An 18,614-nucleotide genomic window follows, 5' to 3' on the forward strand; every position below is an offset into this window, starting at 1 on the left:
GTAGACGTCCCACGACCGCGGCAGCGTGGATATCCCGTGAGCTTCGTTCTGATCCCCATCATGGTGATTGTCGTGTGCGTCCTGGCCTGGTCGTGGTGGTCGGGGCGTGTCGCACGGAACCCGGTCACGTCCGTCGACAACTTCCACCGGGCGCTGGCCGCGATGCAGCCCGGCCATGACACGTCCGCTCCGGCCGAGGCCTCGGCACGCCGCAACGACGGCTGACGGCGCGCCCCCCGTCCCCGGCGAGCGCCGGAAGACGCGGCGACGAGCGCACCGGGCTGTGGGGAGGTGCGCCCGCCGCACCTTCCCGGAGCGTGACGGTCACGACGACCCTACGATCGCGGCTCCCCCGCCACCGTCTCGTGGGAAACCGGCACCGTCGTGAGCCCTCGCCGCGCAATCCTCCTCATCCTCGTCGCCGTCCTGGCATCGGTGTCGCTTGCCGCCGCGCAGGCCGCACCCAACGATCCGCACTTCCCGGCACAGTGGGGGCTGAAGCAGATCGGTGCCCCCGAAGCGTGGACGGTCTCGCGGGGCGCCGGGGTCGTCGTGGCGGTGATCGACAGCGGCGTGGATCTCACCCACCCCGACCTGGTCGACGCCTTCGCCCGCCGGCCAGACGGGCGCATCGTCGGCTACGACTTCGTCGACGGCGACGAGGACCCAACCGACGACCACGGCCACGGCACCATGGTGGCCGGGATCATCGCGGCGCGGACGTCCAACGGGATCGGGGTGGCGTCGGTCGCGCCCCAGGCCCGGCTGATGCCCATCCGGGTGCTCGACCGCGAGGCGGCAGGCACCAGCGACCACGTCGACGCGGCGATCCGGTGGGCGGTCGACAACGGCGCCCAGGTGATCAACCTGTCGCTGGAGGTCCACCGCGAGAGCGGCGTGTCGATCCTGCGCGCGCAGCAGGCACCTGACGCGGCGGTGCGCTACGCCTGGCAGCGTGGCGTCGCGGTCGTCGCCGCCGCGGGGAACGACAGCGACGCGTTCACCGACTTCGCCGCAGACGTCCCCGTGTTGCTGGTCGGAGCGACCGACCAGCAGGACCGCCCGGCGAACTTCTCCGATTTCGGCCGCCACGACGCGGTCATGGCACCAGGTCTTGAGATCCGCAGTACCTGGTGCGATCCGTGCGGCGCGGGCGCCCGCCACAGCATCGGCCAGTCGAGCGGAACGTCATACGCGGCGCCTCACGTGGCCGCGACCGTGGCCCTGCTCCGCGCCTCCGGATCCAGCAGCGCTCAGGCGGTCGAACGCGTACGCGCCACAGCGGTCGACCTCGGCCCGCCCGGACCGGACTCCCACACCGGGTACGGACGGCTGGATGCCGCCGCGGCCGTCGGTGTGCAAACGACGCGGTCGGAATCCGCCGGGCAGGCGGCCCCATCACCGCCCGGTACCGGGCCGCGACCGCAGACCGCGGCCGCTGTGGAGCCGTCGCCCGCCGCACCGCCAGCGGCGGTCACCGCGACCCCCGAGCTGTCCGAGCCCGCGCCGCAGCCCCTATCCGCTACACCGCATCCAACGACCGACCCGGCGACGGGGACCACGGTCGAGTCGCCGCGGGCCACGCGGCTGCCGGCCGACACACCGACCTCACCGCAGGCCGGCCCGGCACGGCAGGGCGAGCGCGCGGCGGTCGGCCGGTGGGCGGCGCTCGCGGCGGTCCTGCTGGCGGTCGACGTGGTCGCGCTGATCCTCACCACCGCCGCGACGCGGCGCAGGCGGTTGCGGCCTCCGCACCACGCGTAAAGTCCGTCGGGGCGACGGCCGAGAACCCCTCTACAACGCGCGCCCGCGCGTGTCAGAACGGAGCCGTCATGGAGCACGTCGTCCGCTACCGCACCCCAGCCGGAGAAGACCGGCTCGAGGACGTCCCCAGCGTCGAGGCTGCGCTGGAGCGCGTGGAGCACCTGCGCAACGACGAGGGCGTCGCCGACGTGCGCGTCTACCGCCAGGTCCCGGTCACCTTCCGCGCCTACTACCGGGCCGCGGTGGTCACCCACGAGACCCCCGTCCCAGCGCCCGTGGTGCCGGTCGTCGACCAGCCGTCGCCGCCGGCGGGAGCGATGCCGCTTGCGCCCGCGCCGGTCAGCGTGGCCCACGAGGAGAACGTGGAAGGCACCGACACCCCAGCCGACAACCGGAAGATCTCGCTGTTCAACCGCGGCTGACGTCTCACCCGTCGGGTACCCTCCACCTGCGTGCCGGCGCCCCGCCGTCCGCTCCCAGGTAAGGTCGCGTGCGCCGTCTGCTGTCGATCCTGCTGTTGTTCTCGGCTTTTGGTCTCCTGGGCCGTGGCCACGTGGGGTGTGAGGCGTTCCCGGCTCAGCCGCGCTGCTTCGTCGCGCTGCATCCAGGACCCGCTCAGGACGCCTTGACCGCCGTCTTCATCCGCGGCGCGCGGACGTACGCGTCGGCGGGTGAGCTGCTGCTGACGACCGTCGCGGTCGACCCCGACCTCGCCGCCGCCGAGTGGGTCCGCCACCTGTGGTCCCCACGGGTTCGGCTGGTGGCGCGGACCGAGCTGTATCCTCCAGGAGACGACACCGACGAGGTCCGGCGGCGGAACGTCGCCGAGATGGACCGCTCACAGGTCGCAGCCGCGGTCGCGGCGTTACGCACGCTCGGCCACGCGGTGGACCTCGCGCCCGACGGGGCGCGGGTCGTCGAGGTCGTTGCCGGGTCGCCGGCCGAGGCGACCCTCGCGCTAGGCGACGTGATCGTGTCGGTCGACGGCGACCCGGTCCACACCGCCGACGCCGCGACGCAACACGTCCGGGACCGGGCGCCGGGCGACGTGGTGAGCTTGCGCATCCGCCGCGACGGGGATCTCCGCACCGTCACGGTGCGGTTGGCCCCGCACATCGACGACCCGGACAGGCCGCTGGTGGGAGCGCTGCTGACCGACCACCTCAGCCTCCCGGTCGACGTGCGCATCGAGGCGGGGCAGGTCGGCGGTCCCTCGGCGGGCCTGATGTTCGCGCTGGCGGTGATCGATGCGCTCACCGCGAAGGACCTGACCGGCGGGGCGGTCATCGCCGGGACCGGGGTCATCGACGAACACGGTGTGGTGGGTGCGATCGGAGGGATCCAGCAGAAGATCCTCGGCGCCGTCCACCGTGACGACGACCGCGGCGCCTCGGCGTTCCTGGTGCCGCGCGGCAACCTCGACGAGGCGCGCAGCACGCGGGTGGGCCGCGAGATCCTGGTGATCCCCGTCGGCACGCTGCAAGAGGCGCTTGACGCCCTGGAGCAGCTGCGCGGGGGGCGCCGCCCCCCCGATGCGGTCGCGCTGGGCCGGAGCTGATCGCGCGCCGCAGGTGGCGGCCACGCTGCCGCGCACGCCGACCGGCACGGTCAAGAAGGCCGTGCAGCAGGTCGATAACTGAAGCAGGGCCGCGGGTCGCCGCGACCTCCCCGTACACTCGATCGAACCGATGAGCAGCGGCGTCGCCATCCCCCTGCACCTGGCGGTGCACATCCTGGGCTTCACCGTGTCAGCCGGTCTGGTCGCGTACGCGACCGCGCGGCGCGACGACGCCGGGTCGGGTTGGCTGAGCTTCGCCGCGGGCGGGGCGCTCGTTGCCATCAGCCACGCGGTATCCGGTGCTCTCGTCGCGGGCGGTTCGGCGTGGCCGGTGTCCATCCGCGCTGCCGGCTACGCCGCTTTGGCCGTCGGGGCCGCCGGGGGCCTGCGCCCAGGCACCGGCGGTTGGATCGCACGCGGCCCCGCCTCTGCGGTGATCGCCGCGCCCGCGGTCGTCGTCGCCCCTCCGCCCGCGGCGGGTCTGACCGCCGCCGTCGCCGGAGTCGCCGCCGCGGTGGCGGTCGTGCGTGGGGCGTTGGACCGGCGCGACGTGCTCACCCTGGCCGCAGGCATCCTGCTGTGGGCTGTGGCGGACCTGGCCGCGCAGATCGGTGCGACGCTCGCGGCGGCACTGTGGCTGGCAGGCTCGGTGGCGGTCGGGGGGTGGTTGCTGTGGCGGTCCCGGGAGCACCTGCTCAGCCGTGTCGTCGCCTCGTTCATGGTGGCGCTGCTCGTCCTCGTGCTGGGGCTGGCGAGCGTCGGCGGTGTGGCGTTCACCGCTGACCTGCAGGCCGATGAGCTCGAGAACCTCGAGACGGCCGTCACCGGCCGCGCCGGGCAGGTGCTCGAAGATTGGCCCCTGCAGCTGCTGACGACCGCGCAGCTGTTCTCCAGTGGCGCTCTTGCGCAGCGCGTTGCGACCGGTGATCCGCAGGTCGCCGAGCAGACCGCCCGGACCGTGGCGGCGCTGCCACTGGTCGACGTCGTCGTTGTGGTCCGACCCGGCGGTGACGTCCTGTCGTCCTACGACTGGGGTGTGCAAGACCGTGGTCGGCTCCCCGCCGGCGACGAGCTGCTGTTGGCCGGCGACCCGTTGGTGCAGCGGGCGCTGGGTGGGAACGACGCCGGCGGCGTGGTGACTTTGGGCACCGACGTCCTGGCGGTCGCTGCGACGCCGGTCTACCCCACCGAGGGCGGCGAACCACGCCGCGACCGCCTGGTCGGTGTGCTGGTGACCGGCCGCCGCGTCACCGATCCGGTCTTCCTCGCCGAGTTCGCTGCGGCCTCGGGCGCAGAGGCCTCGGTCGTGGTCGCGGGCACGGTCGCAGCGTCCACCCTGACCCGGGCAACGGCGGACGTGGCCGACGCCATCGCCGGCGGCGAGCGGCGCGGGCTGGTCCAGCTGCGCGGAGAGCCGGCCCTGCTCGTCGCCGCCCCGCTGGAGTCCGGCGTGGAGACGCTGGGGTGGCTGGTCCTCACCGAGGACGCCGCGATCCTGGCCGGCGCGGAGCGCGACTTCGCGCGGACGCTGTTCCTGGCCGCCCTCGCCGGTGTCGCCGTCGCGGGACTGCTGGCGGGATGGGCGGCCAACCGCACCACCCGACCGGTTCGACGGCTGACCCGGGTCGCCGAGGAGGTCGCCGCCGGCAACCGCCAGGTGCGCACCGGGATCGACCAACCCGACGAGGTCGGACGTCTGGCCGACGCCTTCGACGAGATGACCGCCTCCTTGTCGATCCGCGAGGACGAGCTGCGGGCAGCGGCGGCGGTCGAGTCGGCGCTGCGCGGCCGCCTGGAGGTCCTGACCGCCTCGATCGGTGAGGGTCTGGCTGCTGTGGGTCCCGACGGGTCGGTGCAGACCCTCAATCCCGCAGCCGAGCGGTTGCTCGGCACCAGCGCCGGGGACGCGGTCGGTCGCGCCGTCGAAGACGTGCTGGTGGGCACCGACGACACCGGCGCCTCCCTGGTCGCTGCGCTCGGCGGACCCGCGGACCGCCACATCCGCGCGGCGCGGGGCGAGATCGACCGTGACGGCCGTCGTGTCCCGGTCGCGGCGACCGCCGCCCCGATGGTGGCTGTCGACGGCACCCGGCTGGGTCGGGTGTACGTCCTGCGCGACATCGCCGGCGAGGCCGAGGTCGAACGCATGAAGACCGAGTTCCTCGCCAACATGTCCCACGAGCTGCGCACCCCGCTGACCCCGATCCGGGGCTACGCCGAGGTCCTGCGCAAACGCGAGCTGCCCCACGAGCGTGTGGCCGACTTCGCGAGCAGCATCGTGGCGTCGGTCACGCGTCTCGAACGGATCGTGGGGATGCTGGTCGACTTCGCGGCGCTGGAGGCCGGTCGGATCTCGGTGCAGATCCAACCCATCGACCTCGACACCGTCGTGGATCAGGTCCTGGCGTCCTGGCGCGAACGTCGTCCCGACCGGCGGTTCACGCGCCGATTGGCGCGCGACCTGCCGCCCGTCGCCGCCGACGCCGCGCTGCTCGACCGTGTCCTGGAGGAGGTCGTCGACAACGCCGTGAAGTTCTCGGAAGGGCCGGTCCGGCTGGTCGCGGAACGTGCGGACGGCCACGTGCGTTTGACCGTCCGCGACGCCGGCGTCGGCATCGACCCCCAAGAGGCCACCGCGATCATGCGTGACTTCCACCAGCTGGACGGCAGCGCGACCCGCCGGTACGGGGGGCTCGGGCTGGGTCTGTCGCTGGTGCGTCGCATCGCGGACCGTTTCGGCGCCACCGTCACCGTCGAGTCCGTCCCCGGCGCCGGCACCGACGTCCACCTGCTGCTCCCGACCGACGCCCAGGTCCGCCGCGGACGTCCGCCCGGTCGCCGACGAGGCGCAGGCCGATGAGCGTGCACAGCGCCGAGGGGACGCGGCCGGCGGTGGTTCGACGCGGACGCGTCTCCGCGTGGATCGCCGTCGTCGCGGTGATCGTCGGGGTGGTCGTCGCGCCGCCGTGGCGCACACCGGGGATCCCCGCAGGCTTCGCCGCCCGCCTGATCACGGGTGATCTGCAGCGCCTCGTCGACGGCCGCTGGGTCGACGTCCGCCTCGAAGAGCTCGTGCCCGACGGCGCCGCGGTGCGGTCGCAGGACGGGGCGCGCCTAGCGGTCGACGGGGGGAATATCGCGCTGTCGGGCGAGGCGCGCGCCCGCCTGGCGGATCCGTTGGAGATCACGGCCGGATCCGTCCTGACCGAGGTCCCTGGACGTGAGCGGGTGGTCGCCTTCTCGCCGTTCACCGTCAGCGGGCGCGGGTCGTGGCGGGTGGACACCGGCGGCGCCGTGCGCGTCGGGGTCTACGACGGAGGGGTGGGGATCCGCGCCGAGGCCGCCGGCGTCGACTGCGACGGCCCGTGCGTGGCCGTCGGCCGTCTGCAGGACGCCACGGTGGTGGGTGGACGACTCCCCGCGGACCCGCGTCCGCTGCACTACGAGCCGGTCGATGAATGGGATCGGCGGCTGTTGGCCGACGTCCTGGCGATCGACCGGCAGGTCGCCCAGCTGGCGGCCGGGTTCGCCGCCCGGTACGGCAGCGCACCACAGCCGCCGGCGTTCTACACCGCTTTCAGTCAGGTGCAGGGGCCGCTCGCGGACGCGTTGCCGCGCCTGGCGACCACCACCGCCGCGGGGCGGTTCGGGCCGCCAGCTGACGTCCTGGTCGCGGTGGTCGTGACCGACCTGCTGGTGCAGCGCGCCGGGTTGGGTCTCGACGAGGCGGTCGACACGATCGTCCGCCTCCGCCACGACGGCGCCACCTGGGGCATCGTGTTGGCGATGCACGATCTGGGGGCCGATGCGCTGAGGCAGGCGGTGACGCTGGCGGTGGGGCTGGGACCGGCGTTCCCGGCTGTCGTCGGCGGGGCGCCGGGCGCGGACGTCGTGGCCGCCGAGCCCGTGGCGCCGGGCGGCTCGGCGCCTGGCGCGCAGGCACCCGGCCCGGCCGGTCCGCCGCCACCACCACCACCACCACCACCACCGTCGCCGCCACCGCCGCCGCCCGACGCCGAGCTGTGCCCGCTGGAGCCGTGCGCCCCGGTCAACGACGTCGTCGACGACACCGTCGATGACCTCACCGGCCTCCTCGACGAGACGGTGTCGGACGTCGGCGAGGCCATCGACGACACCGTCTCGAAGCTCCCGACGCTCCCGTAGGCCCTCGGTCGGTGACCGACGGCGGCGCGACCGGGGCGCCTCTATGCTTGCGACCCGCAGCAGGCAACGAGGGAACCGTGCTCACGCCCGAAGAGATCGCGTCCCGCCAGTTCCTGATCGCCCTCCGCGGCTACGACCGTGACGAGGTCACGGCGTTCCTGGAACAGGTCGCCGACGACTACCGGGCGCTGCAGCGGCAGGTGGAGGAGCTGCAGGCCGAGTCCGGCCAAGCGCCACCCGAGCCGGGTGCTGCCCCGGCGGCGGGCGACACCCGCGACGTCTTCCAGCAGCTGGGCGAGGAGACCACCCGGATCCTCGTCGCGGCGCAGGACGCCGCGGCCGAGATGCGTCGGCGCGCCGACGAGGAGGCTCGCACGGCGCTGGAAGCCGCGCAACGGACCGCGCAGAGCGAGCTGGACTCCGCCCGCATGAGCGCCACGGAGCAGCTCGAACGCGCGCGCAGCAGCGCGACCGAGCAGCTCGAGCACGCGCGCAGCACGGCAGCACAGGAACTGCAACGGGCACGCCGGGAGGCGGAGGAGCTGGTCGAAGAGGCCCGCCACCGCCGGGAGGTGATCCAAGCGGGCGTGCGCGACCTCGAGGCCGCACGCGCCCAGCTGGCAGTCGATCTCGAAGCCGCCATCGGGGCGGTCGCGTCCGCCGTTGAGGGGCTGCAGCTGCAACCCTCGCAGGAAGCCGCAGCGTCCGAGGCGGTGCCCGCCGAGGCCGAAGCCTCCGACGAGGTCGCGCTGAGCGAGCCGGAGTTCGCCACGCCAGGGCCTCCCGAGACCGACGACGAGGCCGAGCGGGAGTGGGCCGTGGAATCCGCGGCCGCCGAAGTCGCGGCGGCTGCCGAAGCAGGCGACGACGAGGGGATCCCCGGCGGAGGCGGTGAGGAGCGAACCGCCGAGGAAACGCGCGCCGAACAGGGGACGTCTGCCGCCGAGGAGTCGGCGTCAGCTCGCGCCGATGAGGAGTCAGCTCCCGCCGATGAGGCCGTGCCTCCCGATGATGAGGCGGCGGCTCGCGCCGACGACACCGCCGAGATCAGGATGGACGAGGCTGTGGTCGCCGAAGTGGAGACGTCAGCGCCCGCGGTCGAGCCGATGCAAGAGGCCCGCTCCGTCACCGACGTCGCCGCGGCCGAGCTGCGCGAACGCGCGCTGCAGGAGATCCGCCCCGGGATGGTGCGGCGCCTGAAGCGCACGCTGCAGGACGTGCAGAACGGCGTCCTCGACGCCATCCGCAGGACCGAGGGGAAGTCCGACGTCACCGTGCTGCTGCCCGGTGACGAGGACCTCGCTCCGTTGGAGGGCGTCGGTGAGGCCTTCCTCAGCGAGGTCTACGGCGCGGGGCTGCGAGACGGCGCCACCCTGGCGGACACCGCCGAACCGGACGAGGGCGACCGCGAGCGGATCCGCTCGGCCGCGCGGGATCTGCGTGACGGCCTGGCCCACGAGATCACCACGTCCTTGGAGGCGACCCTGCGCGCCGGCCTGCAAGCCGAAGAGGAGCTGGGGGTACTGACCGAGCGGGTCGGTGAGGTCTTCCGTGACCTCAAGGGCCCCGTGGCCGAGGCCGCCGCCGAGACCAGCCTGATCCGCACGTACCAGCTGGGCGTGCACGACGCCTGGCGCGCGGCCGCGCTCTCCGAACGGGTCTGGGTGGTGGGCGACGAAGCCCGTTGCCCGGAGAACCAGTGCCGTGCCAACGCCTCCGAGGGGCGCGTCACGCTCGACCGAGAGTTCCCCAGCGGCGATCTGGTGCCCCCAGCCCACCGCGGCTGTGTCTGTACCGTCGCGCCGGCCCAGTGACCCGAGCGCCCGTGGCGACGCGCCGGTTGCGCGACGCCATCCGCCGACGGCTGGGTGTGGTCCTGGCCGTCGTCGTCGTGCTCGTGCTGCTGTCCGCCAACCGGGTCGCGACCTTCCTGACCGATCTGTGGTGGTTCCAGGGGCTGGGGTACGAGTCGGTCTTCCTCGGGCTGTTCAGCGCCCGGATGGGTCTGGGGGCACTGTTCGGTGCGGTGCTCGCACTGCTCGTGGCCGTCAACCTGGTGATCGCCCGACGTCTGCGTCCGCTGATCCTGCCCGCCACGGCTCGTGAGGCGGCGATCGAGCGGTACCGGCAACTGGTCGATCCTTACGTTCCGTGGCTGATCGGCGGTGTGGCCCTGCTGTTCGCCCTCAGCGGCGGGGCGGCCGCAGCCAGCCAGTGGGAACCGTTCGTGCTGTGGCGCCACGGCGGGGCGTTCGGCGTCGCTGACCCCCAGTTCGGGCGCGACGTCGGGTTCTACGTCTTCGACCTGCCGTGGGCGGAGTTCGTCGAGGGCTGGCTGTTCACGTCGCTGCTGATGGTGCTCGCCGTCACGGCGGGTGCCCACTACCTGCTCGGCGCCATCCGTCCCGACGCGCCCCGCAACCGCGTGACTCCTCAGGCCAAAGCGCACCTGTCGGTGATGTTGGCGCTGGTGCTGGCCGTGCGCGGGTGGGGGTACTGGCTGGATCGCTTCGCGCTGAACTTCTCGCCCCGGGGCACGGTCACCGGGGCGTCCTACACCGACGTCAACGCTGAACTACCGGCCCTGAACCTGCTCCTGCTCGTCACCGCGGTGGCGATCGTGATGGTGCTGGTCAACATCCGCCGGCGCGGGTGGTTGCTCCCGGGCGCCGCCATCGGCCTGTTGATCCTGGCGAGCATCCTGCTGCAGGGCATCTACCCGGCCGCCATCCAGCGGCTGCGGGTCGATCCCCAGGAACTGACCCGCGAGCAGCCGTTCATCGAACGCAACCTGGAAGCCACCCGCAGTGCGTACGACCTGCACGAGGTGGAAGGCACCAGGTTCACGGTCCACGACGACCTGGGGCCCGCGGACGTCGAGGAGCGCGCCGTCACTCTCAACAACGTCCGCCTGTGGGATCCCAGCGTCCTGCTCAAGAGCTACCGCCAGCTGCAGGCGATCCGGCCCTACTACGACTTCGCCGACGTCGACGTCGACCGCTACATGGTCGACGGCGAGGTACGCCAGACGATGCTGTCGGTGCGCGAGATGCAGCCCCAGCAGCTGGAGGAGTCGGCCAAGACCTGGCAGAACCTGCACACGTTCTACACCCACGGCCACGGGGCGGTGGCCTCGCAGGTCAACATCGCAGACCGTGAGGGCTCCCCGGTCTTCCTCAGCCGCGACATCCCCCCACGCGGCCCGGCCGAGACACTGGTGCCCGACGGCCGCCCCGGCGTGTACTTCGGGGAGCTCCACGGCGACTACTCGATCGTGCGGGGCGCCGACGAGGAGCTGGATTTCGAAGCCAGCGACACCGGCGAGGCGCAGACGACCGTGTACGACGGGCTCGGTGGCGTCCCGGTCGGGGGCCCCCTGCAGCGCTTGGCGTTCGCGCTGCGGTTCGCTGACCCCAACCTGGTGTTGTCGGGCCTGATCCAGCCCGAGTCGCGCATCATCTTCGAGCGAGAGATCAGCCGACGGGTGCAGCGCGTCGCCCCGTTCCTCCTGCTCGACGACGACCCGTACGCCGTCGTGCTCGACGGGCGGATCGTGTGGATCCAGGACGCCTACACCGTCTCGGCGCACTACCCGTACGCGGAACGCAACCAGTTCATCAACGATCTGCACCGTGCGACCGTCAACTACATCCGTAACAGCGTCAAAGCGGTCGTCGACGCCTACGACGGGACGGTGACGCTGTACGTGGTCGAGCCCGATGATCCGGTGGTCGCCGCGTGGCGTCAGGCGTTCCCGGAGCCGTTCGCCGACGTGTCCGCGGCTGACGATCAGCTGGTGCGGCACTTTCGCTACCCGGAGGACCTCTTCCAGCTGCAAGCCGACGTGTACCGGCTGTACCACATCCCCCAGGCGCCGGCTTTCTACAGCAAGGCGGACGCGTGGCAGTTCCCCACCGACGCCCCGGCCATCACCAACAGGCAGAAGCCCGAGGGTGCGCCCCTCGAGCCGTACTACCTGTTGATGCGGCTCCCCGGTCAAGAAACCGAGGAGTTCGTCCTGATCCAGCCGTACCTGGCGCGGAACAAGCCCAACATGATCGCGTGGTTGGCGGGACGCTCAGATCCGGGGCGTTACGGCGGGCTATACGCGGTGCAGTTCCCCAGCAACCAGACGATCCTCGGGCCGGCGCAGGCGCATGCCAAGGTCGAGCAGGACCGCACCATCTCCGAGTGGATCACGTTGCGCAGCCAGGCCGGGTCGGAGGTGATCCGCGGCAACCTGCTGGTGATCCCCATCGAGCGCTCGATCCTGTACGTGCAACCGCTGTTCCTGGTCAACCCGCAGACCGAGATCCCGGAGCTGGCCAAGGTCACGCTCGTGCTCGGCGACAAGGTCGTGATGGCCGACACCTTGGATGCGGCGCTCGCGGAACTGATCGGGGCGGCCCCCGAAGACGCGGTGGTCCCCGGCGCCCCCGTGGAGCAGCCCGATCCAGAGCCGGAGCGGGTGAGCGTCGCGGGCCTGCTGAGCCGCGCGATGGACGCTTTCTCCGCCGCCGATCAGGCTCTGCGTGACGGCGACCTGGCGACCTACCAGCGCCGGGTCGACGAGGCACAGGATCTGCTGCGCCGCGCCGCGGAGGAGGAAGGCGTACCGGTGCCCGAGCAGGATGCGGCGCCTTCGGACGAAGCCGCGGCGGCGACCGACACCGAGGAAGGCGGCGCTGCGACCGAGGGCGGGGCGTGACCTCGGGCGGGGCGCCGGCGTTTGCCGCGCTCACGGGGCGGGGGTACCGTCGTCGCCGCGACGCGGGGTGGAGCAGTTCGGTCAGCTCGCCGGGCTCATAACCCGGAGGTCGCAGGTTCAAATCCTGCCCCCGCTACTACGAGAACCCCCGGTTTCGGGGGTTTCTCCTTTTCATGGCCGCCGGATGGCCGCCGGAATTGGCACTGCGCATCGCAGCACCGCGTACAGCTTGCCGGTGCTATGCACGGTCGTGCATAGACGGCGGGGTTACGGCAGTTCCCAGAGGCGGCGGTAGGGACCGGTCTTGGCCCAGTCCATGAGGTTGATGCGCCCAGCGGCGTTGGTCCACCAGCCGATCATGACGGCCAGTTCGATGGGGGTGGCTAGGAAGAGATCGGTGTGGTCGACATCGGACTGGTCGGCCACGCGCGTTAGCACGTCCCCGATCTGCTGGGCCCAGCCGTTCGCGATCTCGGAGCTGCCAACGGTCGTGCGCCCGGGTCCGTCAGCGGGGGTGAGTATGACGCGGTGGCGGTATCGGTTGCCTGCGGAGATGTGCGCTGCCACTCGTGCGTCGACGTTGCGGGTCACCGAGAGCTCGACGCAGGCGCGGCCAGCATCGACCGGGCCGCGCCCGCCGCGGGTTTCGTTCAGCGGCGCTGGGTTCTCGGGGGCGGCGAGCGTCGTCCATGCGCCGTCTTCGCGGTGCAGCCGCAAGGTGCAGCCGGTGGGTTGCGAGAAGGCGTGGCCAAGCGCGACCGCTAGCGACAGATGGGCCTTCGCGGCGATGGTCACCTGGCAGGCGCCGTAGGCGGCCTTCAGCGCGCCGGTGGCGGCGTGCAGTGCGGATCGCAGGCGTTGTTCGGTGTTGGCGGTGAGATTTCCGTCCGTGAGGTGGTGGCGCCAGTCGAGGTTGAGGACGGCGCGGTCCCGCAGGGATGCCGTGTCGTCGTAGGTGACCATGCGTACAACGGGGCTTGCGCCTGCCGTGTGGGCGTCCTTCAGGTGCCCGCGCACGTACCGCGAGGCGATCGCGGCGGAGGTGGTGGGCGGGTCGGCATCGGGGTCGACGACGTGGCCATGGCTGTCGCCGATCTCGACACCCATCCGGCTGACGAGCGCGGCGCCCTCCTGGGGAGTCATCCCGTCGAACACGGGAACGATGCGCAGATGCTTGTTGCGGGCGGCGCGGGCGATGGCCGGTAGCTCCACCTTGGCGACGTAGGCGGATTGGATGATTCGTTCGTTAATCCAGAGGATGACTCCTGAGCAGTTAGCGAGCTCGGCGAGGATGGTGTCAGTCGTGTCGTCGCCGACGTCCAGGTTCTCGACGTCGCGCCAGGGGTTGATGCCGTGCTCGCGCAGCGCCTTGACGACCTGACCACGCTCGATTCGGTCGCCGGTGTAGCTGATGAAGGCGCCGTTCACGCGCCTTGTCCTTCGTAGTGGTCGGGGAGGTCCCCGGTGATGCAGATCTTGGCGCGCTTGAGGCCCGTCGGGCTGGTGGCGTAGGCCCGAAGCTCGGCGGCGGCGTCGCCATCGGGGCTGGGGTGGGCGATGAGGAGGATGGGAGTGTCGTTGGCGTCCGGGTCGGCGGCGACGGTCAGCATGGTGGCGAGGTCCAGCGGGCTCGGGTCCGGATCCGTCGTGTGGCTGTGCCATTCACCGACGTAGCCGATGCGGGAGTCGTGTTCCCGCGCGTCGGCGATGACGGCTGCTGCCGTGTCGCCGGCGATGCGGTAGTTGCGCGGGTCGGCGTCTGCGTCGGGGATCTCGATGGCGTTGGCCACCAGCGTCCTCCCGTCGATGCGGCATCCGACGAGGACACCGCCGGTCTCGTCGGGCAGGGCGGCGCTGGCGGCGCCTCGCATGGTCCGCTGGGCGCGTTCGGTCACGTCGACGGTGATGGGCAGGTCCTCGGGGCGGACCCGGCCGGGCCGGTCGAAGGGCGGGTCGCCGGGGCGGATGACCTCGATGACTTCGTCGGGCTGGTCGTGCCGTCCGGTGAGATGGTCGATGGCGACGTTGGCGGCGACGTTCGCGGCGTGGGCGACAGACGCGGGTGGGGCGTTGTGGATCTGGGCTAGGCAGCCCGTCTCGGTGCCGACGTACTCCGCCTCGTCGCCGAGCGGCGGGATCTGCGGGTAGGCGTCGAGGTGCGTGCGAGCGGCGATGGGGGTGTCCCCGACGCCGGCCTGGCGTCGCACGCGCGCCACGGCCCCGCCGCGGAACAGCGCCACCGTCAGGTAGGGCCGGGCTGCGTCCTGGGCGACCCGCGCTGCGAGTTCGGCGAGACCACCGTGGCCGGTGGCGTCGATGGTGAGGTCCGCCGACTCGACCACGGCGCGGAGCCCGTCGGTGGTCCACACGTGCCCGTCGTGGGTCTCTTCAGGGATCGCCACGGTGACCCACGGGTATTGCTCGAGCTGCTCCTTGAGGGCGCCGGTCTTGGTGGTACCGGCGGGAGTGCCGGGGGCGGCCGCGTGGCGGATGAGGTTGGCCGGCCACAACAAGTCGTAGTCGAGCAGCCGCAGGTTACGCATGCCAGAGCGGGCAAGCTGGTCGGCGACGTGGGAGCCGATCGCGCCGACCCCGATGATCGCGACGCTCTTGCCATCCAGCAGGTCGGCGTCCGGGCCTGCACGTAGCAGCATCTCGTGCACTCCCTTGGGGCGAAGGACCACGAGGTACAGGTCCCGGCCGCCGCCGCTGTCGTCGGTGTAGGTCAGCAGGACGGTGGCGACGAGCCCGGCCTGGTTGCGCCAGAACAGCCCGAACATCACGACCGGGTGGTTGCGCAGGTCGCTGTCCAGACGTTTCCGCTGCTTGTCGGTGAGGAACCGCCTGAACTCGTCGAGGTTCCGGGGCGGATGGGGGACGGACTCGCGGTAGAAGCACCGTGCACGGACCGCGCGACGGTCCTTGAGTCCGGCTGGGAGGTCGGTCGAAGCCGTGAACGCGCCGGGGTGTAGGTCGTACACGACGACCGGGCTTGGACGGCCGTCGGCTGACACGGCGTGCGTGAAGTGGAAATCACCGTGCTGTCCGTCGCCAGGGTGGCCTACCGAGAACTGTGTCGATCTCCACGAGCCCGACGACCTGGGGGATGTCCTCCTGCCAGTAGATCTCCGGGTTTCGGGCGTTCTCGACGTCGGCGAAGCCACGGTCGGCGTCGGTGGCCCACTCCTCGATGCGGTCGTACAAGCCCTGGAGGGTGGCCCACCGCTGGCTGGCGTCCTCCGTCTGCCACAGGCACAGCCGCTCCTGGTCGGCGTGCCACGTCGCGATGTCGGGAACGTGGATGAGCGGCGGCAGGTAGGGCCAAGAGGGCCGGACGATGATGGTCATGCGTTCTGCGTCGGTGTGCGCGCCCTCGAGCAGGGACGGGTGGGTGGGACCTTCCCAGCTGAAGGGCCCGGTCCGTTCGAACCCGTCGGCCTCGAGTTCGGTGACGAACTCGCGCAGTCGATCGGGGTCCGCGGCTAGGTCGAACGCGTCGGGCTCAGCGCCCACCGAACGACCTCTCGGCAGTCCCTCCGGTCGCAACGTTCGCTGCCCCGGCGCCTCCCATCACCACGCCTGTGGATCGGCATCCGGGAGGGAGCGGGAAGACGTTGTCCATCTTGCGGTTGCCTCCCAGGATGTGCCGCCACTCGATGGCGGCCTGGCACGCGTCCTGCGTCGTGACGGCGCGCTGAGCGCGGCGGGCCAGCGCGTCGAGCGTCTCTCGGGCGGCCGCGACATCGTCGGGTGCAGGCGCCGGCGCGTAGGGCTGATCGAGCACGGGATCGCAAACCGGACGAGCGTCGACTTCGGCGAGACGGGCGGCCAGGAACTTGAGAGCCGACGCGGTCACGTCCGCCCAGGAGTCTCCCTGGATGTCGCCTGCGGCGAACCCCTCGTGTAGCGCGAACTCGTAGTACAGGAAGCTGGGCTTGGTGTCCTCGAGGTGGCTGCTCTTGACCTGCTTGAGGGTCTTGACGGTCGGCACGAAGCCACCGGCTCCCCCGACGATCACGTCTCCGTTGCGCTCGCGGGTCTCATCGATGAGCTGGACCGGGTCAGTGCAATGCCAACCCCCGGTGCGCTGCCGATCGGCCCACGGTTGGGGGCGGTGCACCTCTGGGATGCCGTAGTGTCCGTTCCACCGGACCGCTGGGACCACGTCGACGGAGAAGTCGAAGCCGAGTTTGTCGAGGTTGGCGATGACCCTGCTGACCCGCGACTGCTTCCAGTTGTACTCCTTGGCGGCGAGCCGGATGTAGTCGGGGGAGGGAACGCGGTCGGGTCCGAAGCTGACCTTCAGCGAACGTGGCTGTCGGACGAGGCGGCCCTGTTCGTCGAACGGCTTAAGAGCGCTATCGAACAGGCCGTAGGCGTCGTCGGGGGCGATCGACTGCACCGTCTCGCCCATCAGTCGACCGAAGACGTCCACGTCCTTGCCGGGCCAGATCGACACCCTGCGGGCGTAGCTGCCGACGAGGACGTCCTTGAGTTCGCGGTCGCTCAGGGCTCGAGAGCCGTGCAGAACAGAGCGAACCTCCACATGGGCGGCGATCGCGACGAGAGCGCGGTCTGCGAGGGCGATGTTCGAGTGCATCTCCCGGAACTGCTTCGGTAGAGGGTGGTTGGACACGGACTCGTCCTAGCTGTTGTCGCCGTTGTCTCACCGAACTGAGGTCAGTGCTTCTTGTCGCGGGGCGGGAACGGGTCGTTACCTGGCGCGACGGTGTCCGAGTCCCGGATCTTGCCGTCGCGACCATGTACGCGAACCTCACCCCCACTCTGGTTGCGGACGATCTCCTTCGCACGCCGGATGGCGTCGGACTGCGTGTCGGCGTGGCCGCTCGACCGCCGACCGCCGGGTTTCTTGATGTCCCATCCACCGTCGGGGTTGGGTACGACGTGACGGTTGGTTGGCATGGCATCGCCCTTTCGGTGTTCGGCCCGAAGGACTGTAGCACCTTGACAGTATAGTACACAAACGTTATGCTGGGAGAGGCTGGTGCCGTACGAGATCAACTACACGGACGAGTTCGGGGAGTGGTGGGATGGGCTGTCGATCGAGCAACAGGAGGCCATCATCGCGAGAGTCGAACTCCTGGAGGAACATGGTCCGGCGCTCGGTCGACCGACCGTCGATCGTGTCAATGGGTCGGCGTTCCACAACATGAAGGAGTTGCGGTGCAGCAGCTCCGGGACACTCCGAGTGCTGTTTGCCTTCGATCCGCGTCAAGAGGCGATCTTGCTGCTTGGAGGCGATAAGTCGGGTGACTGGGATGCCTGGTACGACGAGGCGATACCTGCCGCCGACGCGCTCTACGCCGAGTATCTCCGAAGCCTGCGCAGGGAAGGGATCATCGAATGAGCGGCAGCAAGAAGTTCTCGAAGCTGAAGGCCGACCTCTACGAGCGCAGTCCGGAGTCGCGCCAGCGAGTCGCGGAGAAGGTGGCAGAGCTCACAGAGGAGCTCGGTCTCGCCGAGTTGCGCTCGAGGATGCAGAGAACCCAGACGGAACTGGGCGAGCTGATCGGGACCTCGCAGTCAGGCGTCTCACGGCTTGAGCGTCAGCGTGACATCTTGGTTTCGACACTTCGCGAGTACGTGGTCGCAACGGGGGGGCGACTCCGGATCGTGGCCGATTACCCGGATCGCGCCTATGAGATTCGTCTGCCCGTGCTCGGCGAGCAAGGCGCCATGGGGCGCTCACCGCGTAGCTTCCATGTCGTCTGGCAGGACCCCCACACGAGACAGCTGGTCCACGTTGGCCGCCTGCGGTTCACGGGGGAGAAGTTCCTCTTCGCGTACACACCAGAGGCAGAACTCCACGCCGGGTTCGAGCCCTTCTGTGAGTTCCCAGACCTGCGTGCACAGTATGAGTCAGAAGATCTGTTCCCCTTCTTCGCTGACCGGATCGTGTCGTCTGCGCGACTGGACTACGACAGCCAACTCGACGCGCTCGGGCTGACGAGAGAAGAAGCGACACCGGTGGAGTTGCTCGCCCGCTCGTGGGGACAGAGTCCCCACGACACCATCCAGATTGTCCCAGAACCACAGCCCCAACCTGGTGGAGCCGAATGGTTGCCGTTCCTTGTCTCGGGGGTGAGCCATGCCCACGAGGACGCCGAAGGTGATACGCCCGAGGCTGTTACGGAACGAGTCGCCAGCCTCCAACGCGGCCAGAGACTCGAGTGGCGTGACGAGCCAGCCAACCCCTTCAACGACCGAGCCATTCGCCTGGAAGTCGACGGCTGCCTGGTTGGATGGATTCCCGATTACCTACTTGACTACGTGCACAAGAAGCGCAATGAGAACTACAGCTTCCAGGTAATGGTGGAGCGGGCGAACGGAGGCGATCGGCCCTGGCACCTTCGCCTTCTCTGCCGTCTTGAGGTCGTCCCCAGCTGAGCTGCCGGCGGG

General features: G+C 70.9%; 15 protein-coding genes and 1 tRNA gene. 11 read left to right on the forward strand and 5 right to left on the reverse strand.

What is annotated here, in order from left to right:
* The first annotated feature begins 36 nt into the window (after positions 1-36).
* The 9 genes from KY462_00065 to KY462_00105 all read left to right on the forward strand — a co-directional run bounded on the left by KY462_00065 (position 37) and on the right by KY462_00105 (position 12,330).
* Positions 37-225 carry a hypothetical protein gene (locus KY462_00065; protein ID MBW3576141.1) on the forward strand — a complete coding sequence of 63 codons (189 nt, stop codon included), beginning with the start codon at positions 37-39 and terminating at the stop codon, positions 223-225.
* 159 nt (positions 226-384) lie between these two features.
* A complete protein-coding gene (locus KY462_00070; GenBank protein MBW3576142.1) occupies positions 385-1,764 on the forward strand; it encodes a S8 family peptidase in 1,380 nt (459 codons plus the stop codon).
* 68 nt (positions 1,765-1,832) lie between these two features.
* Positions 1,833-2,186 carry a hypothetical protein gene (locus KY462_00075; GenBank protein ID MBW3576143.1) on the forward strand — a complete coding sequence of 118 codons (354 nt, stop codon included), beginning with the start codon at positions 1,833-1,835 and terminating at the stop codon, positions 2,184-2,186.
* A 68-nt stretch (positions 2,187-2,254) separates the two neighbouring features.
* Positions 2,255-3,322: a PDZ domain-containing protein gene (locus tag KY462_00080; GenBank protein MBW3576144.1), complete on the forward strand. Its 1,068-nt coding sequence runs from the start codon at positions 2,255-2,257 to the stop codon at positions 3,320-3,322.
* Between the two features lie 130 nt (positions 3,323-3,452).
* Positions 3,453-6,182: a HAMP domain-containing protein gene (locus tag KY462_00085; GenBank protein ID MBW3576145.1), complete on the forward strand. Its 2,730-nt coding sequence runs from the start codon at positions 3,453-3,455 to the stop codon at positions 6,180-6,182.
* The gene (locus tag KY462_00090) at positions 6,179-7,486 is read left to right on the forward strand and encodes a hypothetical protein (protein MBW3576146.1); all 1,308 of its coding nucleotides are present in this window, start codon (positions 6,179-6,181) and stop codon (positions 7,484-7,486) included. Before KY462_00085 ends, KY462_00090 begins: the two co-directional genes overlap by 4 nt.
* A 77-nt stretch (positions 7,487-7,563) precedes the next feature.
* Positions 7,564-9,300 carry a DivIVA domain-containing protein gene (locus KY462_00095; protein ID MBW3576147.1) on the forward strand — a complete coding sequence of 579 codons (1,737 nt, stop codon included), beginning with the start codon at positions 7,564-7,566 and terminating at the stop codon, positions 9,298-9,300.
* A gap of 11 nt (positions 9,301-9,311) precedes the next feature.
* Positions 9,312-12,194: a UPF0182 family protein gene (locus KY462_00100; protein MBW3576148.1), complete on the forward strand. Its 2,883-nt coding sequence runs from the start codon at positions 9,312-9,314 to the stop codon at positions 12,192-12,194.
* A gap of 61 nt (positions 12,195-12,255) precedes the next feature.
* Positions 12,256-12,330 (forward strand) — tRNA-Met (locus tag KY462_00105).
* Between the two features lie 131 nt (positions 12,331-12,461).
* Here KY462_00105 and KY462_00110 read toward each other — a convergent pair.
* Genes KY462_00110 through KY462_00130 form a run of 5 tightly spaced genes read right to left on the reverse strand, consistent with a single transcriptional unit; the run spans position 12,462 to position 17,117 of the window.
* On the reverse strand, positions 12,462-13,622 hold the full coding sequence (locus KY462_00110) for an SAVED domain-containing protein (protein MBW3576149.1): 1,161 nt from the start codon (positions 13,620-13,622) through the stop codon (positions 12,462-12,464).
* Positions 13,619-15,208 (reverse strand): ThiF family adenylyltransferase, encoded by a 1,590-nt coding sequence (locus tag KY462_00115; GenBank protein ID MBW3576150.1) that lies wholly within the window; start codon positions 15,206-15,208, stop codon positions 13,619-13,621. The genes KY462_00110 and KY462_00115 overlap by 4 nt, the downstream gene beginning before the upstream one ends.
* 19 nt (positions 15,209-15,227) lie before the next feature.
* Positions 15,228-15,707, reverse strand: coding sequence for a hypothetical protein (locus KY462_00120; protein MBW3576151.1), 480 nt, complete (start codon positions 15,705-15,707; stop codon positions 15,228-15,230).
* Complete coding sequence (locus KY462_00125) at positions 15,697-16,830, reverse strand: hypothetical protein (protein MBW3576152.1); 1,134 nt, start codon at positions 16,828-16,830, stop codon at positions 15,697-15,699. Before KY462_00125 ends, KY462_00120 begins: the two co-directional genes overlap by 11 nt.
* Before the next feature lie 44 nt (positions 16,831-16,874).
* Positions 16,875-17,117, reverse strand: coding sequence for a DUF2188 domain-containing protein (locus tag KY462_00130; protein ID MBW3576153.1), 243 nt, complete (start codon positions 17,115-17,117; stop codon positions 16,875-16,877).
* An 82-nt stretch (positions 17,118-17,199) separates the two neighbouring features.
* Here KY462_00130 and KY462_00135 point away from each other — a divergent pair, with 82 nt between their 5' ends.
* Entirely contained in the window at positions 17,200-17,562 is a 363-nt protein-coding gene (locus KY462_00135; protein ID MBW3576154.1) for a type II toxin-antitoxin system RelE/ParE family toxin, read from the forward strand.
* Positions 17,559-18,602 carry an XRE family transcriptional regulator gene (locus KY462_00140; protein MBW3576155.1) on the forward strand — a complete coding sequence of 348 codons (1,044 nt, stop codon included), beginning with the start codon at positions 17,559-17,561 and terminating at the stop codon, positions 18,600-18,602. The genes KY462_00135 and KY462_00140 overlap by 4 nt, the downstream gene beginning before the upstream one ends.
* The last annotated feature ends 12 nt before the right edge of the window (positions 18,603-18,614 follow it).

Source organism: Actinomycetota bacterium (assembly GCA_019347675.1).
In the GTDB taxonomy this organism is placed as follows: Bacteria; Actinomycetota; Nitriliruptoria; order Nitriliruptorales; family JAHWKO01; genus JAHWKW01.